Raw genomic sequence first — 22,371 nt, 5'->3', positions numbered from 1 at the left:
GGTATCGCCGGTGCTGTTCACCGGTTTATGGTTTCGTTATCTCTTCTGTCAAAGAGGCGTGTTGTCCAGCGATGGGTACGCTATACTCCTCCGCCGAGGCACGGTTCGTGGTACAGGGGAGGGGCTCGACGATGCGTGCAGCGCGCTACTTCGGCCCACGCGATTTCCGGTTGGTCGAGGTGGAGCGCCCGGTTCCGGCGCGCGGCGAGGTGCTGCTCCGCGTGCGAGCGGCCGGGCTCTGCCATTCTGACCTGCACATCATCTTCGACGAGCTCGGTGGTTTCCCGATCCCGGCACCCCTCACGCTCGGCCACGAGATCTGCGGCGAAGCGGTCGAGCTGGGCGAGGACGTGACCGGGATCGAGATCGGGCGGCGGTATGCGGTCTTCGGGCCGGTCGGTTGCGGCAACTGCGCCTACTGCCGCGCTGGCCGCGACAACCTGTGTACCGGGAGCCGCTGGATGGGCATCGCCCGCGACGGTGGGTATGCTGACTACGTCGCGGTGCCCGCCCAAGCGCTCGTCCCGGTTCCTGACGCTGTGCCCGATGCCGTGGCTGCGGTGGCGACCGATGCGGTGTTGACCTCCTACCATGCGCTCCTGACCGTCGGTCGCTTGCAACCCGGTGAGGGGGTCGCCATTCTCGGCGTCGGTGGACTCGGCCTCAACGCGGTGCAGATCGCGAGCGCGCTGGGCGCTGTCGTGCTCGCGGTCGATATCGACGAGCGCAAGCTCGAACTCGCCCGGCGACACGGCGCAGCCGTCGCGCTGGACAGCCGCCAGCTCGATCCGCAGCAGCCGCCCCTCGATCGGCCGATCACGCTCGTCGCTGACTTCGTCGGCAACGACCAGACGAAGCTCCTGGCCCAGCAGCTGGTGGCGCGCGGTGGTCGGGTGGTACTCGTCGGCCTGGCCAGCGTCGGTGGACCGTTGCTCGCGCTACGCGATATCTCTGAGGAGATCGCCGTGCTCGGTTCTTTCTGGGGTACGCGGGCGGAGCTGGCGACGGTGCTCGACGTGATCGCGCGCGGCCTGGTTCGCCCGCGGGTCGAGACGCACCCGCTCGAGGAGATCCTGACCTGGGTCGAACGGTTGCGGGCGGGTGAGGTCGAAAGCCGCGTGGCCCTGGTGCCGTAAGGAGCGTCTTCCGGCTGGCCCGAAGGGGGACGTCCGACCACCTTCGATCGTGCAGTGCCAGAGTGACCTGCTGGTGCGCTCGACCGCCGTCGAGCTGCGGGCTGACGCTGCGTCGCGCTCGCGTCGCTGCGTGTATCGGCAAGGGTCGATCGTTCGGTTCCTGCTCTGCCTACTCGGGCACCGCTACGCTGGTGCTTGCGATCGGTGAACGCTTCTGCCTGAACAGCAGCGCACAGCTGCTCTCGTGCTCTTTCGCTCTGCCGCATTTCCGGAAGGGCTCGCCGGTTCGGCTCGCCGCGCTGTGCATGGCGGTTCCGGCTACCCTGAGTGACGTGTTGACGACTCTCTCTGGTAGGCTATCGGTAGGGGTATCGCTCGACCAGTTCGTGAGTCCAGGAAAGGGGCACGGCATGCGGCGAGCACCGGGGTGCCGCGTGGGTGACCGATCGTCTGCCGCCCGACGGACGTTCCTCGCACGTTTGCTCGTCCTCGGGATCGGTCTCTTCCCGCCGCTCTCGGTCAGCGCTGGCTCGTGGGTCGTCGCCTCGGCCTACCGTGTGGACGAGGTGACGGGGTCGTTCTGCCCGTTCGCCGAATACGGTGCCTTCTTCCCCGGCCAGTATGGGCATGACCAGCACGACGTCGGGCCAGGAGGCGATGCAGCGACGTGCGGGAGTAACCATGGGTGTATCTCGCAGTGGAACTGGACGAACGCCGGCGGCGCGTAGCGCAACGTCCTGCTCCTGCCGAAGTCCTGGCTCTCCACCGTCCCGTGCCTCGCTCAGCGTTCCGGGGCGTGGACGCCGGCGAACGGTCGGGCCGCGATGTGGATCGGCTGAGCGGGGAGGAGCTGTGCCATGGGCGGGTCTACCAACGGACAGAGCCGGGGTGGGAGACTGGATCGTGTCGTGGCGGTCGCCGGTCTGCTGGTGCTGGCACTGGCGTTCGGCTGGTACTGGACAGCGGCGCGGGGTGGGACCAGCCGACCGCTCTCGGACCTGCTCGGCCCGCCGGTGTCCCCGGCTGGTTGGAGCATCGAAGCTGCTCCGGTCGAGCCGGTCGCTGCGTTCCCGCTCTCCGGCGTGGCTCCTGCCACTGCAAGCGCCTACCGCGAGGGAGCGCGGGTCGTCTGGCAGCTGGCCGGACAACGACAGCCCGAGGTCGAATGGCTGCACGTCGCGGTGACGCTCCACCGGTTCGCCGACGCCCAGCGTGCAGCGGCGGCTGCTGACGCGCTCGCCACCCAGAACGCTGCGGAACTCGCGCGTGCCGGTCTGACCGAGGGGACGGTCGTCGAGGTCGACGGCTGGCCGCTCTCGGTCCGTCGGGCGGTGACCGGTAAGGAGCCAGACCAGCTCCGGGGATGGAGCCTGGTGACGTACGAGCTGGCGGCGGAGGCGCTGCCAGCTGCCCTCCGGGCTGTCGCGGTTCCGGTTCAGTCGCTGCGGTCGCACGAACTCACGCTCGTGCTCGTCTTCGGCGAGACGGTCGCCTCGGTTTCGGTACAGGCCAGCGACCGGGCAGTTCCCGTGCTCCGCGACCTGCTCGGGCAGGTGTGCGACCGCCTCGCGCTCGAGCGGACAGTGCTCGACCGCGTCCCCCTATCGGCAAACTGAGCGGCCGGTCGACCGCGTCGACTCGCTGGAGCCATCGGTGCCGTCCGTCGCGCTGGGAACCGCAGCGCCTGTGTGGAACGGGTGGCGCCTATAGGGCCGTGCGCCTGCGGGAGGGGGTTGACATCTCTCTCTGATACTCCGTTGGTTGGGGTAACCCACCTGTGTCGACCGAGAGAACGGGGGGTGTGCGATGGATCGGTCATGGCGTCGGCTTGCCGCTGTGCTGACAGCGCTCGTCCTCTTCACCGTGCTCCCGCTCGGCGCCGGTGCGAAGGGAGACGAGGTCTCGCTCGCCGAGGCAGTCGCGCTCCGGCAGCAGCTCGTGACGGCACCGGATTTCGTCGCTGCCTGGCGCGCGTTGACGCCGGCTCAGCAGCGGGCAGTGATGGAACTGTATCGGCACGTCAACATCGAGACGAGCGTGGTCGAGGGCCGAAGTGAACTGGCTGCTCCGGTAACAGCGTCGTGCCGGACTGTTGGATATACGGTGACCGCGCGTTCGACATTCGTGGGTGCACTCTTGTGGAGGTATACGCACTGGCTTCGATATTGTTATAGCGGTACGGTTATCACGTATTTTTCCAGCTGGCCCGAGGTCTATCTGGATGATCCGTTTTGGCAGTATGCCGGCGAGGACCGGTTCGACGAGTTCGGGAATCGGCGACTTCGCTGTCGCTGCCTCCGGATGCTGGACGCGGATGCAGTACGTTAGATCCCGCTCTCCCTCGCTCGGCTATGTGCTGTGGAGCTACGAACATTATCTTTACTGGTGCGGAGACGGATCGAGCATTACCCGCTGGCAGAGTTGGGTGCAAGTGCGTGTCAACGACCCACTCTATCGCTACCTCGGTGAAAGCGGCTACGGTGTAGCCGGTGGTGTAGGCCAACCGTTCGTTCGTGTGTATCGGTCCGGCAAGATCTGCTTCTTGCCACAGCTGAACTGCCCCTCTGTACGGTGTGGTATCCCTATGTGACGCATGATGCCTTCGGGAACGGTGACTGGTCGTACGAGGTGGGTACGTGATGAGCAGTCAGTCTCCCCAGCCGATACCCTGGGAGGTCGTCTGGATCCGGCGGCTGGTGCTGGTGTTGCTCGTCGTGCTGATCCTCTTCCTCCTGGTGGCGCTGGCTGCCTTCGTGAACGCAGCGTTCGCGCACCTCGAGTGCGGCGGTGGTGCGCCGGCGGCTGCAGGCGGGTGAGCCGTCGTCCGCGTGTGGGCGCAGCAGACTGCACCCAGCCGGGCTCGCGGTGCGAGCGCAGTGCGGGCGCCTCAGCCTTACCGGGCCGGACAGGTCGGGCGTGCCTGACCCCTACGGGGATGGTAGTGGTCTCTTCCCCGTGGGTGATCGATCCATAGGCAAGCATCCCTTACCAGCCGCACCCTGGTCGGGGCGACGTGTGCGTCGCCCGGCCGCGCCGGAAGGTACGGGTACGTGGTTCGTTCCCGGGCCTGACGGCCCGGCTGGGTCACGCACGCCTGACCCCTACAGGGGTGACGGTGGTCGATGCGGGCCGGTGGGCGACCGGCAGGCGACCGTCGGTGTTGCGTGCCGGTACGACACCCCTCACCCCGGGCTCGCTGGCGCTCGCCGCTCCCTCTCCCGCACCGTCCGGGAGAGGGGGCTGGGGGTGAGGGTGGCCGCAAGCCTACCGCGCCGATCCACGCCGGAAGGTACGGGTACGTGGTTCGTTCCCGGGTCTGACGGCCCGGCTGGGTCACGCACGCGTGACCCCTACTGGAACCGCGGTGGTCAGTTCGGGCCGGTGGGCAACGCGTAGGGAACCGTTCTTGATCGGCCATGGCCCATTCCCGTGTAGAGGTGAAGCGTGCCTGGCCTGTCCGCGCAGCAGACGCGGGAACGGGGGCGGTTTCCGGCCCTGGCGGGCCGGACGGGTCAGGCACGCCTGACCCCTACAGGGATGGCGGTGGTCTCTCGGCCGCAGGTGGGCGGTGCGCAGGTGATCGTCCCTCATTGGCCACGCTCTGTAGGGGCGAGGCGTGCCTCGCCCAGCCGCGCCGACAGGCGCGGGAAAGGGAGCTTGCCCGTTCTCTCGGTCCAGGTGGGTGAGGCACGCGTCAGCCTGCCGCGGATCAGCGGTGGTCGTGCAGTTCGAGTGACCAGCATGCACCCGACCTTCGGCATCGGGACGCGCTCGTCGGGCAGCATCAGGTGCCGCTCGCTGGGCTCAGCGTGTCTCCGCTCTGGTTCAGCTTCGAGACAAATTCGGGGCGGTGGAGGTGCCGGAGGGGATGGGAACCGTCCTGCGCTCCTGGACACCGGCGCTGACCTCTGGTAGCCTTCCTCTGCGGGTGTCCGTACAGCGGGAGCGGGTCGTGACGCCAGTCATCGCGTTCTTCAACCAGAAGGGTGGGACTGCCAAGACGACCAGCACGCTCAACGTCGGAGCTGCACTCGCCGAGCGGGGACACCGTGTCCTCGCCCTCGACCTCGACCCGCAAGCCAGCCTCACGATGGCGCTCGGGATCGACATCGCGCGCCTGGCAGTCTCGGTCTACGACTTGCTCGTCGAAGATCCCCTTCCCCTCAGCGAGGTCATTGTGTCGACGCGGATCGACGGGTTCGACCTCGTCCCCAGCCATCCGGATCTGGCTGCCGCCGAGCTGGAACTCTTGAACGCACTCGAGCGCGAGCGGCGGTTGGCGCACGCGCTCGCTGCGGCTGAACCCCTGCCCTACGACTACGTCCTCATCGACAGCCCACCGGCGCTCAATATCCTGAGCGTCAACATCCTGGTCGCTGCCACGGCCCTCGTCATTCCGATCGAGCCGCACCCGCTCTCGCTCATGGTGCTGCGGCGTCTGTTCGAGACGGTTAACCGGGTGCGCCGGCTCAACCCGCGCCTCACCGTCCTCGGCTTCTTGCCGACCAAGGTGCACCATTCCTCGCGCCTCGTTGCTGACATGCTGGCGACGCTGCGCGAGCGCTTTCCCGATCTCCCGCTCTTGCCGAGTATCCCGCTTTCCGTCAAGGGGGCCGAGGCAGTAGCCGAACATACCTCGATCCTGCAGTACCAGCCGCGCTCGCCGTTGGCGGCGGCCTACCGTCAAGCTGCAGCAGCCATCGCCGAGATGGTCGGGAGCACGAGCCGTGTCTGAGGTGCCCATCTCCCGTACAACCACCCGTCGCCGTCGCTTCACGGTCGAAGACCTCCTCGCCGACACCTCGCCGCAGGCACGCGGCACGCGCGAGCTGACCGAAGCGCGCGAGATCGCGCTCGATCGGATCGAGCCGGATCCGGAGCAGCCCCGGCGTACTTTCGACCCGGAGCGGCTCGAGGAGCTCGCAGCCTCGATCCGTCTGCAGGGTGTCCTCCAGCCGATCGCGGTGCGCTACGACGCGACGCGCGACCGGTACGTCATCATCCACGGCGAGCGTCGTTGGCGGGCTGCGCAGCTGGCTGGCCTCACCAGCATCCCGGCCATCGTCCGGGAGGTAAGCGACGAGCAGCGGCTCGTCCAGCAGCTGATGGAGAACATCCTCCGCGAGGATCTGAACGCGCTCGACCGTGCCGCCGCGCTCCGTCGGCTCAAGCAGCAGCTCGGTGACGTGCCCTGGGAGCAGGTCGCCGAAGCGGTCGGGATCAAGCGCAGCCGGCTGTTCCAGCTCCTCGCCACGGAGAAGCTGCCGGAACCGGTGCAGGAAGCGATCCGGGCCGGTCGACTCTCGGAAAAGCAGACGCGACCGCTCCAGGGACTCCCCGAGCCGCTGCAGATCGCGGTGGCCCAGCTGATCGAGCAGGACGGCCTCGCGCAAGCGGAGATCGAGCGACTCGCCCGCGCACTCCGTACCCGGCCAGAGCTCGCGGCACTCCCGCCGGAGGAACTTATCGGGCAGCTGCGCTCGCTCGTGCGTTCCAGCCCACGCCCATCGCCGCGAACTCCTGCGGTGACCCGGCGTGCCTCACCGGTCAGCGAGCTCGTCGCCGCGCTCGAGCGCCTGCGCCAGTTACTGGATACGACCGATCCGGCGGCCCTGGACGAGGCCGAACGGCAGGTCATCGTCGAAGCGTTCCAGCGGCTCCGCCCGGCGCTGCTGCGCTGGCGCGCCCTGGCGAGTCGTTCCGCGCCGGATCCTGACCAGCTCCTGCGCTGACTCCTCCCGCACCGCCGAGCAGCACGAGGCGGACTCGTCCACCCGTCGCTGCGTCGCATGCGCTCCGGTGCCTGGACGCTGGAGCGGCTGGATCGGACACTCCGCTCTTGAGCGATTTCCCGCTCGTCCGCTACACTCACCCGAGAGGTGCAATGGTGTTGGAGAACCTGTGTGCGCTCATCGAGCGCTTGCGGCAGCGGATGCAGGAGTACCGAGGACTCCTGGAGACGAGCGAGGCACAGACGCGGGTCTCGCTGATCGATCCCTTGCTGCAGACGCTCGGTTGGGCGACCGACGATCCAGCGGCCGTTCAGGTCGAAGTGCGTGCGGGGAGCGGGGTCGCCGACTACGTCCTCCGGGTCGATGGGCAGCCAGTCTTGGTGCTGGAGGCGAAGCGGCTGGGCCAGAAGCTGGAGATCGGTCACTCGGCAGCGCTGAGCTATGCCTGGGAACTCCAGCGCCAGGGAGCCGCCCCGCGCGCCGTCGGTGTGACGGATGGGTGCCGCTGGCTCCTCTACGATCCGAGGGACTTGAAACAGCCCCGGTACGCTATCGACCTGGCCGACAGCAAGCGCACCGTCCCAGCGATCGCCGTCGCGCTGGCCGAGGCGCTCTGGCGGCCGCTGTTCCTGCGCGAGACGCCGTCGCCCCCTCCGCCGCCGCCCGATAGCTGGCGATCGCTGGCTGGGCTACGGCCGAAACTCGGTGATCCCCCACCGCGGTGCCTTCGCTTTCCGGACGGCAGCGAGCGCGACCTGAAGACGTGGAAGTCACTGCTCGTCGAAGTCGCCGAATGGCTGGTTACACGGGGGAAGTTGACGAGTGCAGTGTGCCCGATACTCCTCGGCCCGACGCGGTATCTCGTGCATACTGAGCCGAGGCACCCGAGTGGAAAGAACTTCCTTTCCGGACATGCGTTGCCCAATCAACTTTGGGTGGAAACGAGCCTCAGCTCCGAGGATATCGTACGGTATACGCAGAAGCTTCTCCGGCAGCTTGGTGAAGACCCCAGCCTCTTCAGCCTCCGCCTCTAGATGAATCGTTCCTGGCAGCGACTGCGGCGTTCCCGCTCCCTCGCTGCACGGTGAATGGTGGAGCCGCTCTGTGCATGGCATTGAGCGGACTGTGCCACATGTGTGCGAGGTTTCGTGGAAGCGAAACCGGGAGTACTCAAGGGAGCGTCCCGCGCGCTCGAGGCTCTCGGCAGCCGAACGAGACCGGGGCCGCCGGTGACTGCCGACGGCTCCCGATCGAGGTATTCCGCTCGCGCTGGTGCGCTACCGCTGTGCGGTGAGCCCAGCCATGCCGCTGCGCTGGACGATCCACCAGGCACCCGGCAGCGCGGCAGTGGCCAAGAGGATCTTCAGAAGGTCCCCTGGCAAGAAGGGGATCATACCGAGGAGCGGTGCCTTGCTGATGCCGACGAAAACAGCGAGCCAGGAGACCCCGAAGAGGTAGATCACGAGATTCCCGAGAACCATCGCCAAGGCCGTGGTCAGCGGCCGGCGGTCCCAGCCTCGCTCGGCCAGCCAGCCGGTGACGAACGCCGCCGCGATGAAGCCGATGAGGTATCCACCGGTCGGCCCGAGGAGGACGGCTAGACCAGCCTTCCCGCCCGCGAAGACCGGCAGTCCGGCCAGGCCCTCGGCCAGGTAGAGCGCCATGCTGGCTGCACCGCGCCGGCTGCCGAGAGCAGCACCGACCAGGAGCACCGCGAACGTCTGCCCCGTGATCGGAACCGGGGTGAACGGCAGCGGAATCGATACGTGCGCAGCCAGTGCCGTGAGGACGCTCCCGGCCACGACGAGCGCAGCGCTCGTCAACAGGCGCGCATTCGCGTTGGCCCGCCAGCTGCGCGGCATCGTCAGATCGGCGAGAACGACCGACTGCATGCGACCTCTCCCTCCTTACCCTTCTCGATATCCGGAAACTCCTACCGTCCCACTCAGGCTCTCGCCGTCATTCCGGTGCCGAGTGGCCGGACGATGACACCAGCTTCCTCCAACCGCTGGCGCACTCGCTGGGCGATCTCCGGCGCGTTCGGCGCGTCGCCGTGGATACAGATCGTCTCCACCTCGGCCTGGAGCGTCTCCCCCTCGATCGTCGGGATACGACCGTGCAGGACCAGCTCCACGGCGCGCCGGGCGACCTCCTCGGGATCCCAGGCCTGCTTGCGACGCTCGAGCACCAGTTGCCCCTGCCGGTTGTAGTTCAGATCGATGTAACCCTCGCGCGCCATCGGGATACCGACCGAGGCAGCGACCCGCGGAGCGATATCGCCCATCATCACGAGCGCGATCCCGTTGCCGAGTGCTTTGATCGCCCGGCAGAGCGCTTCACACAGTTCTTCGTTCTGCGAGCACATGACGTAGAACGCTCCGTGCGGCTTGACGTGCTGGAGCCGCGAGCCGGCTGCCTGCGCGAACGCTTGCAGGGCACCAGCTTGGTACAGCGTATAGTCATAGACCTCCTGCGGCGTGACGTCGATGCGGCGACGGCCGAAGCCGAGGAGGTCGGGAAAGCCGACATGAGCACCGATACCGACGCCGTGTGCGACGGCGAGTTCGACCGTCTGCCGCATAACGGCCGGATCGCCGGCGTGCCAGCCGCAGGCGATGTTCGCTGAGGTGATGGAGGGCATCAGTGCCGCATCGTTGCCGAGCGTCCAGCGACCGAAGCTTTCGCCCATGTCGCAGTTGATGTCGATGACGCGGGCCATGGATCAGCTCCTTTCGAGGTTGCTCTCGTGGATCGTCTCGTCTTGCTTCTTCACCAGTGCGATCGCTTCTTCGAGGGTGACTTCCTTGAAACGGATGTAACTCCAGCCAGGAACCATCTGTCCCAGTTTCCACATCGCTGCCTTGGCGACCACGGCGTTGCAGATGAAGCCGCCCAGCGTCGGCCCGTCGATGCAGAGGATGATCGGCTGGTCGCCGCAGACGTTCACCGCGCCGACCGGATAGCCGTTGTCGAGAATGTTGGATGGGTGACCGCCACCGGCACCACCGCTCGTGCGGGCCCACTGCCACTTGTGGATGTCCAGTCGGTAGCCGGTTCGGTTGGAAGCGGCATCGAGTTTCCAATGGTGCGAGAAGAAGAAAGCCATGTCGTCCGGAGTCATATAGTCCGGGTCGGCCTGCGGACCGCGCGTTGCTTCGACTTCCCACACCTCGTTGTAGCCGGGGTAGGTCGGCACGAGCGAGGCGGGAACTCGCCGACCGGCTGCTTGGGCTGGATCGGTCATGGGCTCACCGAGCGGCAAACGGTCGCCCTGTTGCAGCTTGCGCCCCTCGAGACCGCCGATCGCACCCGGCAGATAGGTCGCTCGGCTGCCGAGGACCGGTGGGACATCGATCCCCCCGCTCACAGCGAGGTAGGTGCGGAAGCCCGCGCCCTGGAGATAGTCGAACTCCAGGACGTCACCAGCGCGGACGAGGTAGCTACGCCAGAGTTCGATCGGCTGCCCGTTGAGTCGCGCGCCCATGTCGGCTCCGCAGACGGCGATAGCTCGTTCGTCGTGGAACGCGACCACGAGACCGCCCGCGGTGATCTCCAGGCCCGCGGCACCGGGGGGATTTCCGACCAGTACGTTGGCGAAACGGAACGCGTAGTCGTCCATCGGACCAGCTGGAGCGAACCCCAGCGACAACATCCCGATCCGGCCAGGATAGTCCTGTACCGTCGTTTCGAAGCCGCCGTTCCGTACCTCGAGCATGACCACACCAACCTTCCCCTACGTTCAGGCGAGCATCACGGAACCGGCACCCGAGCAGCTGCCTCGGCCTGACGGCGTCGGAACGCCTCCGCTTCCGGTTCGACCTCCTTGAGGAAGCGGAGATAGGCGCCGACATCGAAGGTCGCCGTCTCGTCGATTCGGTACTGGTACGTGCCGTCGTAGACCGCTTGGATCATGGCCTCCAGTTCGTCGTCGGTCACCCGTGGGCGGAAGCGCAGGCGGTCGCCTGGGCGTAGGAGGACGGGGCTCTCGCGGAAGGCTGGATTGCGCTGCTGCGGATCGTAGATCGGCACGGTGTGACCGAAGATCTGATATCCACCGGCCGACTCGACCGGGTAGATCGCGAGACAGGGCCCAGCGATGCCGACGGTTCCGGCTGGTGTCCAGTGTCGCGTCGGGTTGTACTTGGGCAACACGACCGCGTATCGCGGGTCGAGCGGATAGGCGAACGGCAACCCCGGGAAGAAGCCGAGTGCCGCGTTCCACCAGTCGGTCGCCATGATGTAGCTGAAGAACTCCTCCTCGTCGCGCAGCCCGTTGTACATGGCGGCGTACTTGGAGTTCGTGCCGTCGATGATGTTGGGTGCGTCGGCTCGCTGGTACTGGACATAGCGGGCGATCGCCTCGCGCGTCCACTTGTCGTCGAAGGCGATCGGGAGCTCGACGATCCGGCTCGGGACGACGAGGTTCTCGAAGGGGGGCAGATGCTCGTACTGCTCCTCGACGAAGTCGATGAGATCCCGGGCCGAGATCTGCCGGCAGTCGTAATTGATGAGGACGCTCCGTAAGGCCGGGATCGTCTCGATCAACCCGGCTGGTCGACTGCGCTTGATCGCATCGTCGAGCCCGAGGACGCGGAAGCTCATCGTCAGGTCGAACACCATCTCGCCGAACTCGACGAGGAGAAAACTGTCACCGGCGTTGCGGTAGACGACGCTCGGCCGCCCGTTCCGCTCGGGATAGCTGGCCAAGATGACCCCCGACGGTTGCGTTGCATGACCCGTCATGACTGCGCGCTCCTTCCCGCTTCTACGGAGCTCAAGCCTCGTCGCTGACGACAGCGATCGGCTGGCCGGGACGGATCGCCTCCTCGTTTTCGACGAGAAACCGGACGACTCTGCCCCCGACATCGGACGTGATCTGATGGAACGTCTTCATCACGCCGACCAAGCCGATCACAGTGCCCGGTGCGATCGTGTCGCCCTCCTTCACGAATGGCTCAGCATCCGGGCTGGGACGCCGGTAAAAGATACCCGGTAACGGTGATTTGATCGTGTGCTCAGCCATGAGATTCCCCCTTCCCTTCTTAGCGTTCGCGGTGCACCCAGTTATCGATGATCACGGCGATCACCAGTAGCCCGCCGGTGATGATCATTTGGGTGTAGGTGCTGATGCCCATGATGTCCATACCGTTGCGGAGCATGACCAGGAAGATGGCCCCGATCGCTGCGCCGAACAGGTTTCCCTCACCGCCGCGGATCGATACCCCACCGAGTACAGCCGCAGCGATCGATTCCAAGGGAAAGCTCGCTCCCAAAGTCGGTTCGCCCGAGCCAACCCGAGCGGTCAGGAGCAACCCGGTAATCCCGACCAGGACACCAGCAATCGTGTATGCCAGAAACAGGTAGAACCGCACCGTGATACCCGAGAGCCGGGCAGCCTCGGCGTTGCTCCCGATCGCATACCAGTAGCGACCGAAGCGAGTCCAGTGGAGGACCAGATACATGACCACCAGAACGAGTATGGTCACCAGCCACGGTACCGGCAGACCGATGACCTTGCCGGTGTAGAGCGTGTTCGAAAAGTATCCTGGCAGTCCGAATACCGGTACCCCTCGCGACACCTTGAGCGCGAGGCCCGATATCGCGGTCATCATCGCGAGCGTGACGATGAAGGGTGGCACGCGGAAGATCGCAACGAAGAGGCCATTGATTGCCCCGATACCAGTAGCGACAGCGATCGCAGCGACCATCGCGATGAGCAGTCCCGTCGCTGGTGCATCGGGATGGTCGAGCAGCTGGAGACCGGCGACGATGCTCACCAGGGCGATCGACGATCCCATCGAGAGATCGAAACCGCCTGTCAACAGGACGAGCGTCTGCGCAACCGAGACGATGATGAGGAAGAGTGCCTGCGTCAGAATCGTTGAAAGATTGCCTCGTGTAAAGAAGTTCGGCGAAGCGATCGAGAAGAAGATCAAGAGCAGGACGAGCAGGACCGGTAGGAGCCCGAGTTGCTCGATCGTACTTCGCACCCAGTGGAAGCGCCCGGCGGGCGCGAATCGCTTGGTCGCGACTTCACGCGGCGTCGACACCGGTTCGCCCGACCTCCTCTCGTAGATGCCCGAAGTAGTACTGCAAGAGGCGTTCTTCGGTTGCCTCCTCGTGCGGTACGATGGCGACTAGCTCACCTTGGAACATGACTGCTACCCGGTGACAGACATGGAGCAGTTCCAAGATGTCGGAAGTGATGAAGAGCACCGCCGCCCCCTGCCGTGCGAGTTCGTGGAGCAGCTCGTAGATCGCGATCTTCGCGCCGACGTCGATTCCCTGCGTCGGCTCATCGAGCACGAACACGCGGGTCTCGCGGATCAATCCACGGGCGAGCGCGACTTTCTGCTGGTTGCCACCGGAAAGATTGCGCACGCGCATGTCGGGATTCGGCGGGACGATCGCGAGTCGTCGGATGAAGTCCAGGACGGTTCGACGTTCGCGTCGCTTGTCCAGCAGTGCACCGAGGAGCTCGAACTGCTCGAGCGCTGCGATCGTCATGTTCTCGAGGACAGAGCGGTTGGTGAGCAGCCCCTCGTTGCGACGATCGGCGGGGAAGTACATGAGCCCGCGGTGGAGCATGACATACGGACTGATCTCGTCGAGGGGTACGCGCTGGCCGGCGAGCTCGATCTGGCCTGCAGTCGCCGGTTCGAGCCCGACTAAGGCGCGACCGATCAGTTGCTTTCCGGAGCCGATCAGTCCACCGACACCGAGGATTTCCCCAGCACGCAGCGTGAAATGCACGCCCCGCAAGCCGTGGACGGTATGCAATCCCTGAACCTCGAGCGCCACCGGGGCGTCCTCGGGAACGGGTTGGAGGACGGGGTAGATCTGCTCGTATTCGCGACCGGTCATGAGCGTGATCAGCCGGTCGGTCGTCGTGTCGCCCACCGCGAGCGTCGCCACGTGCCGACCGTCCCGCATCACGGTGACGCGGTCGGCGATCTCGCAGAGTTCCTCGAGTCGGTGCGTGATCCAGATGATGCCGACACCACGCTCGCGGAGTTCCCGGACGAGCCCGAACAGGACCTGCGTTTCTCGGTCGGTCAGTGAGGCGGTCGGCTCGTCGAGGATGAGCACCTTCGGCTGCTCGAGTGTGGCTTTGGCGATCTCGACGAGATAGCGCTGCGGTACCGTGAGGTCGCGCACCCGTGCCGTCGGTGCGATGCCAGCGTCGAAGAGCCCCAGGCGGGCGAGGCTCTGCGCTTGCATCGCGGGTTTGCGGAGTACCACTGGTGCGGTGAGTTCGCGCCCGAGAAAGATGTTCTCTGCCACCGTCAGGGCGGGGACGAGACTCAGTTGCTGGAAAACGGCCCGGATACCGAGCTGTTGGGCATGGTGGGGCGACCGGATCTGCACCGGTCGCCCCTCGAGTTCGATCGTGCCGCTGTCGGGTCGCAGAGAGCCAGCGAAGATATTGACCAGTGTGGATTTCCCGGCCCCGTTCTCACCGACCAGGGCATGCACTTCGCCAGCCTGGAGTTCGAACGAGACGCGATCGAGAGCGAGGACACCGGGAAACCGTTTGCTGATCTCGTGAGCCCGTAACAGCGCCGGCATACGCGTCGTCCATTACGGCTTCGGCTTGACAGAGAACACCGGGCGGAAGTCGCGCGGACCGAACATGTCCTCGTACTTGAAGTCCTTGTAGTTCTGCGGTGTGACGACCTTGATGATCGGCCCAGCTCGGAACGGGAAGTCGACACCTGGCTTCTCGCCGTTCAGAATCCGTACCATCATGTCGACAGCCATCCGACCCTGGAGCGCAGTGAAGTCGGTCGGTGCCGCAGCCACCTTTCCCTCGGCGATCTTGTCGTAGAGCGGCGGGATGATGTAGGTCGACACGATCTTCGGCTTCTTCGAGCGATTGGCGAGGATGTCCGGCGCTGCATCAGCCGCGACAGCATTCCCAACCAGGTACGTGACGTCGGGATACGCGTTGAGTGCATCCTCGATGAGCGAAACCTGGACATCCTTACCAGTGTCGCCCCACTTGACATCCAGGATCTGCACTTTACCGGGCACCTTCTCCTCGACGGCTGCCTTGAAGCCGTCGACCGTATCCGGTGCCCAGCCGGAACCAGCTGGACCGGGCAGGAAGACCACCGTTACATTCTGACCACCCGAATCCTTCGCAACGAACTCGCCCGCTGCGTAGCCCATGTCGTAGAACGACACCAGCGCCTTGGCCATGATGTCCGGCGCCTGGATGTCGTTGATCACCTCGATGACCGGCTTCTTCTTGTTCTTGACGATGTCGGTGACCAGCTGGTCCTGCGAGGCATAGCTGATCGCGGCCAGGATGATTCCCTCGATGTCGGCTCGGTTGGCCAGGTTCTCGACCTGGTTGATCTGCCCCGTGAGGTCATTGTAGCCCTGGGCAGCCACGAGCTCGATACCGACACCGAGAATCTGCGCCTCGTCCACGATCCCGTAGTCGACGGCGAGCCAGTACGGGTCCTTCAGGTGCGGGAACGAGACGCCGATCATGTACGGCTTGTTCGCCTTGGGCCGTGTCCACTTCTCGTATTTCGGTCCTTCGAGGCTCTTCGCTGGACGGCCAGGCTGCTTGGTCGAGACGTCGTACGTCCCATAGTAGGCGACGACCTCCCAGAGTTCCTCAGCTGCGGCCGGCGAAGCTGCGGCAGCTGCAGTCGGTGTAGTGGCTGCTGAGGTGCTGGTCGGTGTCGCCGCGGGCGCTGCCGTCGTGGGCTGAGCTCCGCTGGCTGCCGGAGTGGGGGTTGCACCACTGCCACCGCAGGCGGCGAGGAGACTGCCTGCCGCGGTGGCTGCGCCACCGAGGGCGAGCGCACGCAAGACCGTGCGTCGCGTCAGACGCGTGGACTGGTTCATCGAATATCCTCCTCGCTGCATCACATTCCCCTCCGATCCCGAGCACACCGTTCCTCACTATGGAGCCGAGGAACGGAACCGTCCCATTCATCCCATGCCGGTTGTCCGGCAACCTTTCGAATCGTCGAGCCTCCTCTCATCCTTCGTTCTCAGCCTGGAGTGCTTCCAGCACCCGCTCCGGTGTCAGCGGCAACTGCTCGATGGTGCGTCCCGCTGGCCAGATCGCATCGAGCACTGCCCCAGCGACGGACGCCGGCGTGGCCAACAAGCCACCCTCACCGATCCCCTTGATCCCGCCGATCGTCACCGGCGAGGGGGTCTCCAGGTGGTCGATGACGAGCTCGGGTACCTCCGTCGCCGTTGGTAGTGCGTACGTGAGGAAGGTGTCCGTCAGAAGCTGCCCGTTCTCATCGTAGACCATCGCCTCGTACAAGGCGCCGCCGATCCCTTGGGCGATCGCTCCCATCACCTGACCTTCGACGATCATGGGGTTCAACATCGTGCCGCAGTCCTCGACCGCGACGATCTTGTCGAGACGGGCCAGTCCAGTTTCCCCGTCCACCTCGCAGACGGTCACGATGCAGCCGTTCGAATACGTGGCGCGCGGATCGTAGAACTTGGTTGCCGAGAGGAGCGGTTCTTCCCCTTCCGCTCGGACACGGCCGTCGAGGTACGCGGCGAAGGCGACCTGGAACATGCTCAGCGAGCGGTCGGGCGCGCCCCGGACGAAGATCGTGCCGTCCTGGATCTCGAGATCTTCCGGTGCCACCTCGAGGAGGCGGCTGGCGACGCGCAGGACCTTCTGCCGGACTTCCTGCGCTGCAAGTGCCACCATGCCGCCACCGATCACCGCGCTCCGGCTGGCATAGGTACCCATGCCCCAGGGCGCCCGGTCGGTATCACCATGCTCGACGATGACGTCGTCGATAGAGACTCCCAGGATTTCGGCCGCGACCTGGGCCAGTGTCGTTTCGTGCCCTTGTCCGTGGCTATGCACGCTCACCGCGACGCGAACCTTGCCGGTCGGATCGATCGTGACCGTCGCGTTGTCGTGCGAGGGGAACGGGAAGCCGGCTTGCAGGGCGATCTCCGAGCCCCAAGCGGTCGGTTCGACGTAGAGGCTGATCCCGATGCCGAGGTACCGTCCCTGCTTGCGGAGCTCCTGCTGCCGCTTCCGGAGTTCCTCGTAGCCGACCAGCTCCAGTGCTCGCTCGAGCGATTCGCGATAGCTGCCGCTGTCGTAGACCATCCCGGTAACCGTCGTATGCGGGAACGAGGTGATCAGGTTGCGGCGCCGGAACTCGGCGGGATCGAGCCCGAGTTCGCGCGCGATCTCGTCGAAGAACAGCTCGCGAGCCGTTTGCGCAGCTGTCCAGCCGACAGCGCGGAAGGCACCGACCGGTGCCTTGTTCGTGCAGACGGCGATGACCTCGTGCTGGTAGGCTGGGATGTCGTAGACGCCGGGCACGATGCCAGCAGCTGCCAGGGGTTCGATCAGTGCACTCGCGGTGTTGAAGGAGTACGCCCCACCGTCACCGATCAGCCGCGCCTTCATCCCGAGCACCTTGCCGTCGGCTCGGACGGCTGCCTCGAGTTCGATAATCTGTTCCTTCGCGTGGGTCGCGGCAGCGAGGTTCTCGCGCCGGTCCTCGACCCACTTGACCGGTCGCCCGAGAACTTTGCCGAGATAGGCGATGACGACTTCCTCGGGGTAGATCGTCATCTTCTGCCCGAAACCGCCACCGACTTCCGGTGAGATGACACGCACCTTGTGCTCGGGAATGCCGAGGAAGAGCGACAGGAAGAGTCGCAGCATGTGCGGCATCTGCGTGGACGAGTAGAACGTCAGCTGTCCGCTCGCACGCTCGTAGATCGACAGACAACCTCGCGTTTCCATCGGCGAGGCGACGAAGCGATTGGTGTGGAAGCGGCGCCGGAAGATTCGATCAGCCTGCGCGAATACTCCCTCGACATCGCCGAGCGTGGTGACCTTCCGGTAGACGATATTCGTGCCGAGATCCTCGTGCAGGATCGGCGCATCTGGTGCCATCGCGCGCTCGGCGTGCGTGACGGCTGGGAGCGGCTCGTAGTCCACCTGCACGAGTTCGGCTGCGTCCTCGGCGACGTAGCGGTTTTCGGCGACCACCACGGCGACCGCCTCGCCGACGAAGCGCACCTTGTCTTTAGCCAGGACCGGTTGGGGTGTCGGTACCAGCCCTTCGATTGGGAGGCCACTCGCGAGTGGCGGGAGCGCGGCGACGTCCTCCGCAGTGAACACCGCGATGACACCGGGGTGCGCCTTGGCCGCGCTCGTCTCGATGCTCCGGATCCGGGCATGCCCGTAGGGCGAACGGACGAAGGCAGCATGCACCGTTCCCGGAATCTGGATATCGGCGAGATAGCGTGCTTCCCCGGTCAGGAAGCGTGGATCCTCGACTCGCTTGACGCGGGCTCCGACCCATTTGCCGCGCGGTATCAGCTGGAGCGTCATGGTCATTCTCCCCTCTTCAGGATCCCCGGTCACTCTGCATCCGTTCGGCAGCGATCTGAACGGCCCGCACGATGTTCTGGTATCCGGTGCACCGGCAGAGATTGCCGCTCAACGCCTCACGGATTTCCGCCTCGCTCGGCGCAGGGTTCTCCTGTAAGAGCGCGACGGCCGTCAGCACCATGCCCGGGGTGCAGAAGCCGCATTGGAGCGCATGCTCTTCCCAGAACGCCCGTTGGACCGGGTGCATGGTCGAGTCGGTGGCCAACCCCTCGATCGTCGTGATGGTCGCTCCGTCAGCTTGGGCAGCCAGGGCGAGGCAGGAGCGGACTGCCGCGCCGTCCCAGAGCACCGTGCAGCTTCCGCAGACGCCATGCTCGCAACCGAGCTTGGTGCCGGTGAGCCCCAGCTGGTCGCGCAGGAAATCGGCCAGCGTCATGCGGGCATCGACCTCGGCCGAGACTGGTTGCCCGTTCACCGTCAAGCTGATCGTAACGCGCTGCATCGCTCTTCTCACCCTCCCGCTCGCTCAGGCCTTGGCTCGCTGGGCTGCTGCCTCGAGCGCTCGTCGGACGACGACCGGAGTGACCTGACGTCGGTAGGCTGCTGAACCGTGGACATCGGAGAGGGGCTCGTCGATCGCCTCCACCGCTCGCGCAGCAGCCTCCCGTAGCACATCGCCACTCAGGGTGCTGCCGACCAGTACCTGCTCGGTCGCTGCGGCGCGTGTCGGCCGGGAATTCACACCGAAGAGCGCAACGGCTGCACGTGTGCAGGTGCCATCGCTCCCGCACTCGAGCACAGCGACTGCTCCGGCGAGCGCGAAGTCGCCGTGGCGGCGGGCGAGCTCAGCGATCCCCCAGCCGGTACCGGCCCGGGGTGTGGGAAAGCGAACAGCCACGACGAGTTCACTGTCTTGGAGCGCGGTCGTGAAGGGGCCGAGGAAGAAGTCACGTGCCGGGATGATTCGTGTGCCCTGGTTACCCCGAGCGACGATCTCCGCGTCGAGGGCCAGCGCGACTGCCGGGAGTTCGGCTGAGGGATCAGCGTGTGCCAGACTGCCACCGACAGTGCCGCGGTTGCGGATGGCAGGATGCCCGACGAGACGAAGCGCATCAGCCAGCAGCGGGACGTGTTCCCGGACGAGCGGATCCCGCTCGACGCGCCGCTACCTGGTCATTGCCCCGACTTCCAGTACACCGTCGTCCAGCTTCAATGCGTCAAGTTCGCTCAAGCGTCCCAGATCGACGAGCAAGCTCGGCCGAGCGATGCGCAAGGTCAGCATCGGGATCAAGCTCTGCCCGCCTGCCAAGGGGCGCGCCTCCGAACCATGCGCGCCGAGGACGGCGAGAGCCTCCTCGAGGCTCGACGGGCGTTCGTAGGCGAAGGGTGCCGGTTTCATTGCGGTCCTCCTCGCTCGCTCACCGAGAGACGAACCCCATCAGCCGTTCTCGCACTCGTTTTGGCCCTCGAGGCACGTGTCTGTTTTGGATTCGGCACGATGACAGCGACGAGCGACAAGGGTATGCTAAGGCCCAGAAGGTTCGCCTGTCAAGAGTTGAGCTTTTGTAATCGAGTACAAATCCGCTTGTCGGTCGACACAAATGCGAAGGGATGGGCTGATGTTCCGCAAGGTGCTCGTCGCCAACCGCGGTGAGATCGCGATCCGCGTGCTGCGGGCGTGCCGCGAGCTCGGTATCCGGACCGTCGCCGTCTATTCCGAAGCCGATGCCCAGGCGCGGCATGTCCGCTATGCCGACGAGGCTCGCTTGATGGGACCAGCGGCTGCCACCCGCAGTTACCTGAACAGCGAGGCGATCATCGCTGCTGCCCGCGAGACCGGTGCCGAAGCGATCCATCCCGGCTACGGCTTTCTCGCTGAGAACGCGGATTTCGCTCGCGCCTGCCGCGACGCTGGTCTTGTCTTCATCGGTCCGAGTCCCGAAGCGATCCAGCTCATGGGGGACAAAGCCGAAGCGCGCAAGCTAGCCGATGCCGCTGGCGTGCCGATCGTCCCCGGTACGCCCGACAAGGTGACGCCGGAGGAGGCACTCGCGTTCGCTGAGCGCATCGGCTTCCCCATCATGGTCAAAGCGGCAGCGGGTGGCGGCGGCCGCGGCATTCGGATCGTCCGTGACCGGGCGGAGTTCGAGCAGGCACTCCAGATCGCCGCGCAGGAGGCGCACGCTGCGTTCGGTGACGGGTCGCTCTACCTCGAGAAGTTCCTCGACCGCCCGCGTCACATCGAAGTCCAGGTGCTCGCTGACCACCACGGCAACGTCGTGCACCTCTTCGAGCGCGAGTGCTCGATCCAGCGGCGACGCCAGAAGCTGTGGGAGGAGGCACCCTCGCCGGCCCTCTCGCCTGGCCTCCGCGCGCAGATTTGCGAGGCGGCAGTCCGCCTGGCGCGGGCCGCTGGGTACACCAACGCCGGTACCATCGAGTTCCTGGTCGATTCCGGCGGTTCGTTCTATTTCCTGGAGATGAACACCCGTATCCAGGTCGAGCACCCTGTCACTGAACTGGTGACCGGTATCGACATCGTCAAGGAGCAGATCCGGATCGCGGCTGGCGAGCGGCTTCCGTGGTCGCAGGAGGAGGTCTCCCTGCGAGGCCACGCGATCGAATTCCGCATCAATGCCGAGGATCCGGCGATGCAGTTCTTCCCCTCACCCGGCGTCATCGAGCGGATGGAGCTGCCGGCTGGGCCGGGCGTCCGCTGCGACTTCGGCTTCGGCCCGGGCGACGAGGTGCCGCCGTTCTACGACTCGCTGATCGGCAAGCTCATCGTCTGGGGACGCGATCGCGCCGAGGCGCTCGCTCGCGGCCGGCGCGCGCTCGACGAGCTGGTGATCGAGGGGATCGCGACCACGGCCCCGTTCCATCAGCAGCTCGCCGACGACCCCGAGGTGATCGCTGCCGCCTACCACGTGCAGTTCCTGGACGAGCGGCTGGCGTCACCACAGTGATCTCGCTCCAGCGGACACAGGCGGCGCTCGCCGACCGGCGAGCGCCGCGCTTGCTCGCGCTGCGAAGCGGACGATCCCGCTCCGGTTCCCCGCTCAGTTCCGCGTGTTCCCGGCGGGGCGGACCAGCGTCTGGGCGATCGCCATGATCGGGTTGTTGATCGCCATCGTGACGGCTGGACGCTCTTTCTGGCTCCACACTGTCTCCGGCCGGCACTGGAGGAAGTAGATCGTTCCTTTCGCTGGCTCGTCGGTGATCGCCCACTCGACGTCGATCGGGTAACCGAAATGCTTCTCCAGCGCGCGGGCGCGCTGTGCCAGCTCGACGATTTCCGTGTCGTCGAGACACGGTGCGTTGGCCTGCTCTGGCGGGAGTTCCTCCCGGACGAGCGAGCCGTCTGGCCCACCGCGGCGATAGCGGAACGGTTTCGGGTTGACGTGCTTGCGCAGGACTTCGAGCGTGACTTTGCTGACGACGTATTCGTCCGGTGTCACCTCGCCAGCGACGACCGCTTGTCCTAGCCCCCAGCTGCCTTCGATGACGACTAGTGAGCGGTCACCGGTGCGTGGACTCAAGGTGAAGAGCACACCAGCTGCCCGCGGTTCGACGAGAACCTGCACGGCGACGCCGACAGCGGCGTCCTCGAGCGAAAGCCCACGGTGAATCCGGTAGGCGATCGCGCGCGGGGTGTAGGCGCTCGCCCAGCAGCGGCGCACAGCCCGGGCGAGCTGGTCGAAGCCCTGGATACCGAGATAGGTCTCGTGCTGGCCGGCGAAACTAGCAGTCTGGCTGTCCTCGTCGGCGGCGCTGGACCGTACGGCGACGGCCGGTGCCTCGCTGCCGACGAGCTGCCCGAGCCGCGCGTACGACTCGGCGAGTTGGTTCGCCAGGTCGTCCGGAAGCGAGGCCGCGAGGAATGTCTCCTCCACGCGCCGCGATAGCGCGGCGGCGGCCTCGTCGAGATTCGCTCCGTCGAAGTGGTCGAGACGGAAGAGGCCAGTCAGGCCGTTCGCCTCGAGAAAATACCGGTACGCTGCCGTGGTGAGGGCGAAGCCCGGCGGGACCGGGCACCCGGCAGCGAGGAGTGCGCCGAGACTCGCGGCTTTCCCACCGACGAGCGGGCGGTCGTGCTCGCTGAGTGCAGCGAAATCGAAGACGAATGGTGCGTCGCGCATCGTTCCCCGTA

At 65.9% G+C, this 22,371-nt stretch carries 21 protein-coding genes and 1 pseudogene; 9 read left to right on the top strand and 13 right to left on the bottom strand.

Annotation, left to right across the window (positions count from 1 at the left end; all coding sequences use genetic code 11):
* Window positions 1-131 precede the first annotated feature (131 nt).
* From OO015_RS11130 to OO015_RS11095, 8 genes are all read left to right on the top strand, one after another.
* Window positions 132-1,136: a zinc-binding dehydrogenase gene (locus OO015_RS11130; RefSeq protein ID WP_265941337.1), complete on the top strand. Its 1,005-nt coding sequence runs from the start codon at window positions 132-134 to the stop codon at window positions 1,134-1,136.
* A 410-nt stretch (window positions 1,137-1,546) separates the two neighbouring features.
* Window positions 1,547-1,864 (top strand): hypothetical protein, encoded by a 318-nt coding sequence (locus OO015_RS11125; protein ID WP_265941336.1) that lies wholly within the window; start codon window positions 1,547-1,549, stop codon window positions 1,862-1,864.
* A 129-nt stretch (window positions 1,865-1,993) separates the two neighbouring features.
* The gene (locus OO015_RS11120; RefSeq protein WP_265941335.1) at window positions 1,994-2,752 is read left to right on the top strand and encodes a hypothetical protein; all 759 of its coding nucleotides are present in this window, start codon (window positions 1,994-1,996) and stop codon (window positions 2,750-2,752) included.
* A gap of 190 nt (window positions 2,753-2,942) precedes the next feature.
* A complete protein-coding gene (locus OO015_RS11115; RefSeq protein ID WP_265941334.1) occupies window positions 2,943-3,464 on the top strand; it encodes a hypothetical protein in 522 nt (173 codons plus the stop codon).
* A gap of 311 nt (window positions 3,465-3,775) precedes the next feature.
* Window positions 3,776-3,952: a hypothetical protein gene (locus tag OO015_RS11110; protein ID WP_265941333.1), complete on the top strand. Its 177-nt coding sequence runs from the start codon at window positions 3,776-3,778 to the stop codon at window positions 3,950-3,952.
* 1,052 nt (window positions 3,953-5,004) lie between these two features.
* On the top strand, window positions 5,005-5,871 hold the full coding sequence (locus OO015_RS11105) for a ParA family protein (protein ID WP_265941332.1): 867 nt from the start codon (window positions 5,005-5,007) through the stop codon (window positions 5,869-5,871).
* Window positions 5,864-6,868: a ParB/RepB/Spo0J family partition protein gene (locus OO015_RS11100; protein WP_265941331.1), complete on the top strand. Its 1,005-nt coding sequence runs from the start codon at window positions 5,864-5,866 to the stop codon at window positions 6,866-6,868. The genes OO015_RS11105 and OO015_RS11100 overlap by 8 nt, the downstream gene beginning before the upstream one ends.
* 152 nt (window positions 6,869-7,020) lie before the next feature.
* On the top strand, window positions 7,021-7,902 hold the full coding sequence (locus OO015_RS11095; RefSeq protein WP_265941330.1) for a type I restriction endonuclease subunit R: 882 nt from the start codon (window positions 7,021-7,023) through the stop codon (window positions 7,900-7,902).
* A gap of 243 nt (window positions 7,903-8,145) precedes the next feature.
* Here the strand turns inward: OO015_RS11095 and OO015_RS11090 are convergent, their stop codons facing one another.
* The 12 genes and pseudogenes from OO015_RS11090 to OO015_RS11035 form a co-directional block, all read right to left on the bottom strand.
* The gene (locus OO015_RS11090) at window positions 8,146-8,760 is read right to left on the bottom strand and encodes a biotin transporter BioY (protein ID WP_265941329.1); all 615 of its coding nucleotides are present in this window, start codon (window positions 8,758-8,760) and stop codon (window positions 8,146-8,148) included.
* A 53-nt stretch (window positions 8,761-8,813) separates the two neighbouring features.
* Entirely contained in the window at window positions 8,814-9,587 is a 774-nt protein-coding gene (locus OO015_RS11085; RefSeq protein ID WP_265941328.1) for a LamB/YcsF family protein, read from the bottom strand.
* Between the two features lie 3 nt (window positions 9,588-9,590).
* Window positions 9,591-10,583 (bottom strand): biotin-dependent carboxyltransferase family protein, encoded by a 993-nt coding sequence (locus OO015_RS11080; protein WP_265941327.1) that lies wholly within the window; start codon window positions 10,581-10,583, stop codon window positions 9,591-9,593.
* Window positions 10,584-10,618: 35 nt separating this feature from the next.
* Window positions 10,619-11,611 carry a 5-oxoprolinase subunit B family protein gene (locus OO015_RS11075; RefSeq protein WP_265941326.1) on the bottom strand — a complete coding sequence of 331 codons (993 nt, stop codon included), beginning with the start codon at window positions 11,609-11,611 and terminating at the stop codon, window positions 10,619-10,621.
* Between the two features lie 31 nt (window positions 11,612-11,642).
* Entirely contained in the window at window positions 11,643-11,891 is a 249-nt protein-coding gene (locus OO015_RS11070; RefSeq protein ID WP_265941325.1) for an acetyl-CoA carboxylase, read from the bottom strand.
* A 19-nt stretch (window positions 11,892-11,910) separates the two neighbouring features.
* Window positions 11,911-12,918: an ABC transporter permease gene (locus OO015_RS11065; RefSeq protein ID WP_265941324.1), complete on the bottom strand. Its 1,008-nt coding sequence runs from the start codon at window positions 12,916-12,918 to the stop codon at window positions 11,911-11,913.
* Complete coding sequence (locus OO015_RS11060) at window positions 12,902-14,437, bottom strand: sugar ABC transporter ATP-binding protein (protein ID WP_265941323.1); 1,536 nt, start codon at window positions 14,435-14,437, stop codon at window positions 12,902-12,904. Before OO015_RS11060 ends, OO015_RS11065 begins: the two co-directional genes overlap by 17 nt.
* A gap of 12 nt (window positions 14,438-14,449) precedes the next feature.
* Window positions 14,450-15,730 (bottom strand): TMAO reductase system periplasmic protein TorT, encoded by a 1,281-nt coding sequence (gene torT / locus OO015_RS11055; protein WP_265941322.1) that lies wholly within the window; start codon window positions 15,728-15,730, stop codon window positions 14,450-14,452.
* Window positions 15,731-15,866: 136 nt separating this feature from the next.
* Window positions 15,867-18,221 (bottom strand): xanthine dehydrogenase family protein molybdopterin-binding subunit, encoded by a 2,355-nt coding sequence (locus tag OO015_RS11050; protein ID WP_265941321.1) that lies wholly within the window; start codon window positions 18,219-18,221, stop codon window positions 15,867-15,869.
* 16 nt (window positions 18,222-18,237) lie between these two features.
* Window positions 18,238-18,723, bottom strand: a complete 486-nt coding sequence (locus tag OO015_RS11045) for a (2Fe-2S)-binding protein (RefSeq protein WP_265941320.1) — start codon at window positions 18,721-18,723, stop codon at window positions 18,238-18,240.
* Window positions 18,724-18,747: 24 nt separating this feature from the next.
* On the bottom strand, window positions 18,748-19,119 hold the full coding sequence (locus OO015_RS11040; RefSeq protein ID WP_265942076.1) for an FAD binding domain-containing protein: 372 nt from the start codon (window positions 19,117-19,119) through the stop codon (window positions 18,748-18,750).
* A pseudogene (locus tag OO015_RS11035) lies at window positions 19,111-19,620 on the bottom strand (FAD binding domain-containing protein); the annotation flags it as partial. The pseudogene OO015_RS11035 and the gene OO015_RS11040, both read right to left, overlap by 9 nt.
* A gap of 220 nt (window positions 19,621-19,840) precedes the next feature.
* Between OO015_RS11035 and accC the strand changes: the two are divergent.
* On the top strand, window positions 19,841-21,187 hold the full coding sequence (accC, locus tag OO015_RS11030; protein ID WP_265941319.1) for an acetyl-CoA carboxylase biotin carboxylase subunit: 1,347 nt from the start codon (window positions 19,841-19,843) through the stop codon (window positions 21,185-21,187).
* 93 nt (window positions 21,188-21,280) lie between these two features.
* Here the strand turns inward: accC and OO015_RS11025 are convergent, their stop codons facing one another.
* On the bottom strand, window positions 21,281-22,360 hold the full coding sequence (locus OO015_RS11025; RefSeq protein WP_265941318.1) for a PEP/pyruvate-binding domain-containing protein: 1,080 nt from the start codon (window positions 22,358-22,360) through the stop codon (window positions 21,281-21,283).
* Between the last annotated feature and the right edge of the window lie 11 nt (window positions 22,361-22,371).

Origin of the sequence: Thermomicrobium sp. 4228-Ro (assembly GCF_026241205.1) — a bacterium.
GTDB lineage: Bacteria > Chloroflexota > Chloroflexia > Thermomicrobiales > Thermomicrobiaceae > Thermomicrobium.
This window is presented reverse-complemented; position numbering and strand designations above follow the sequence as displayed.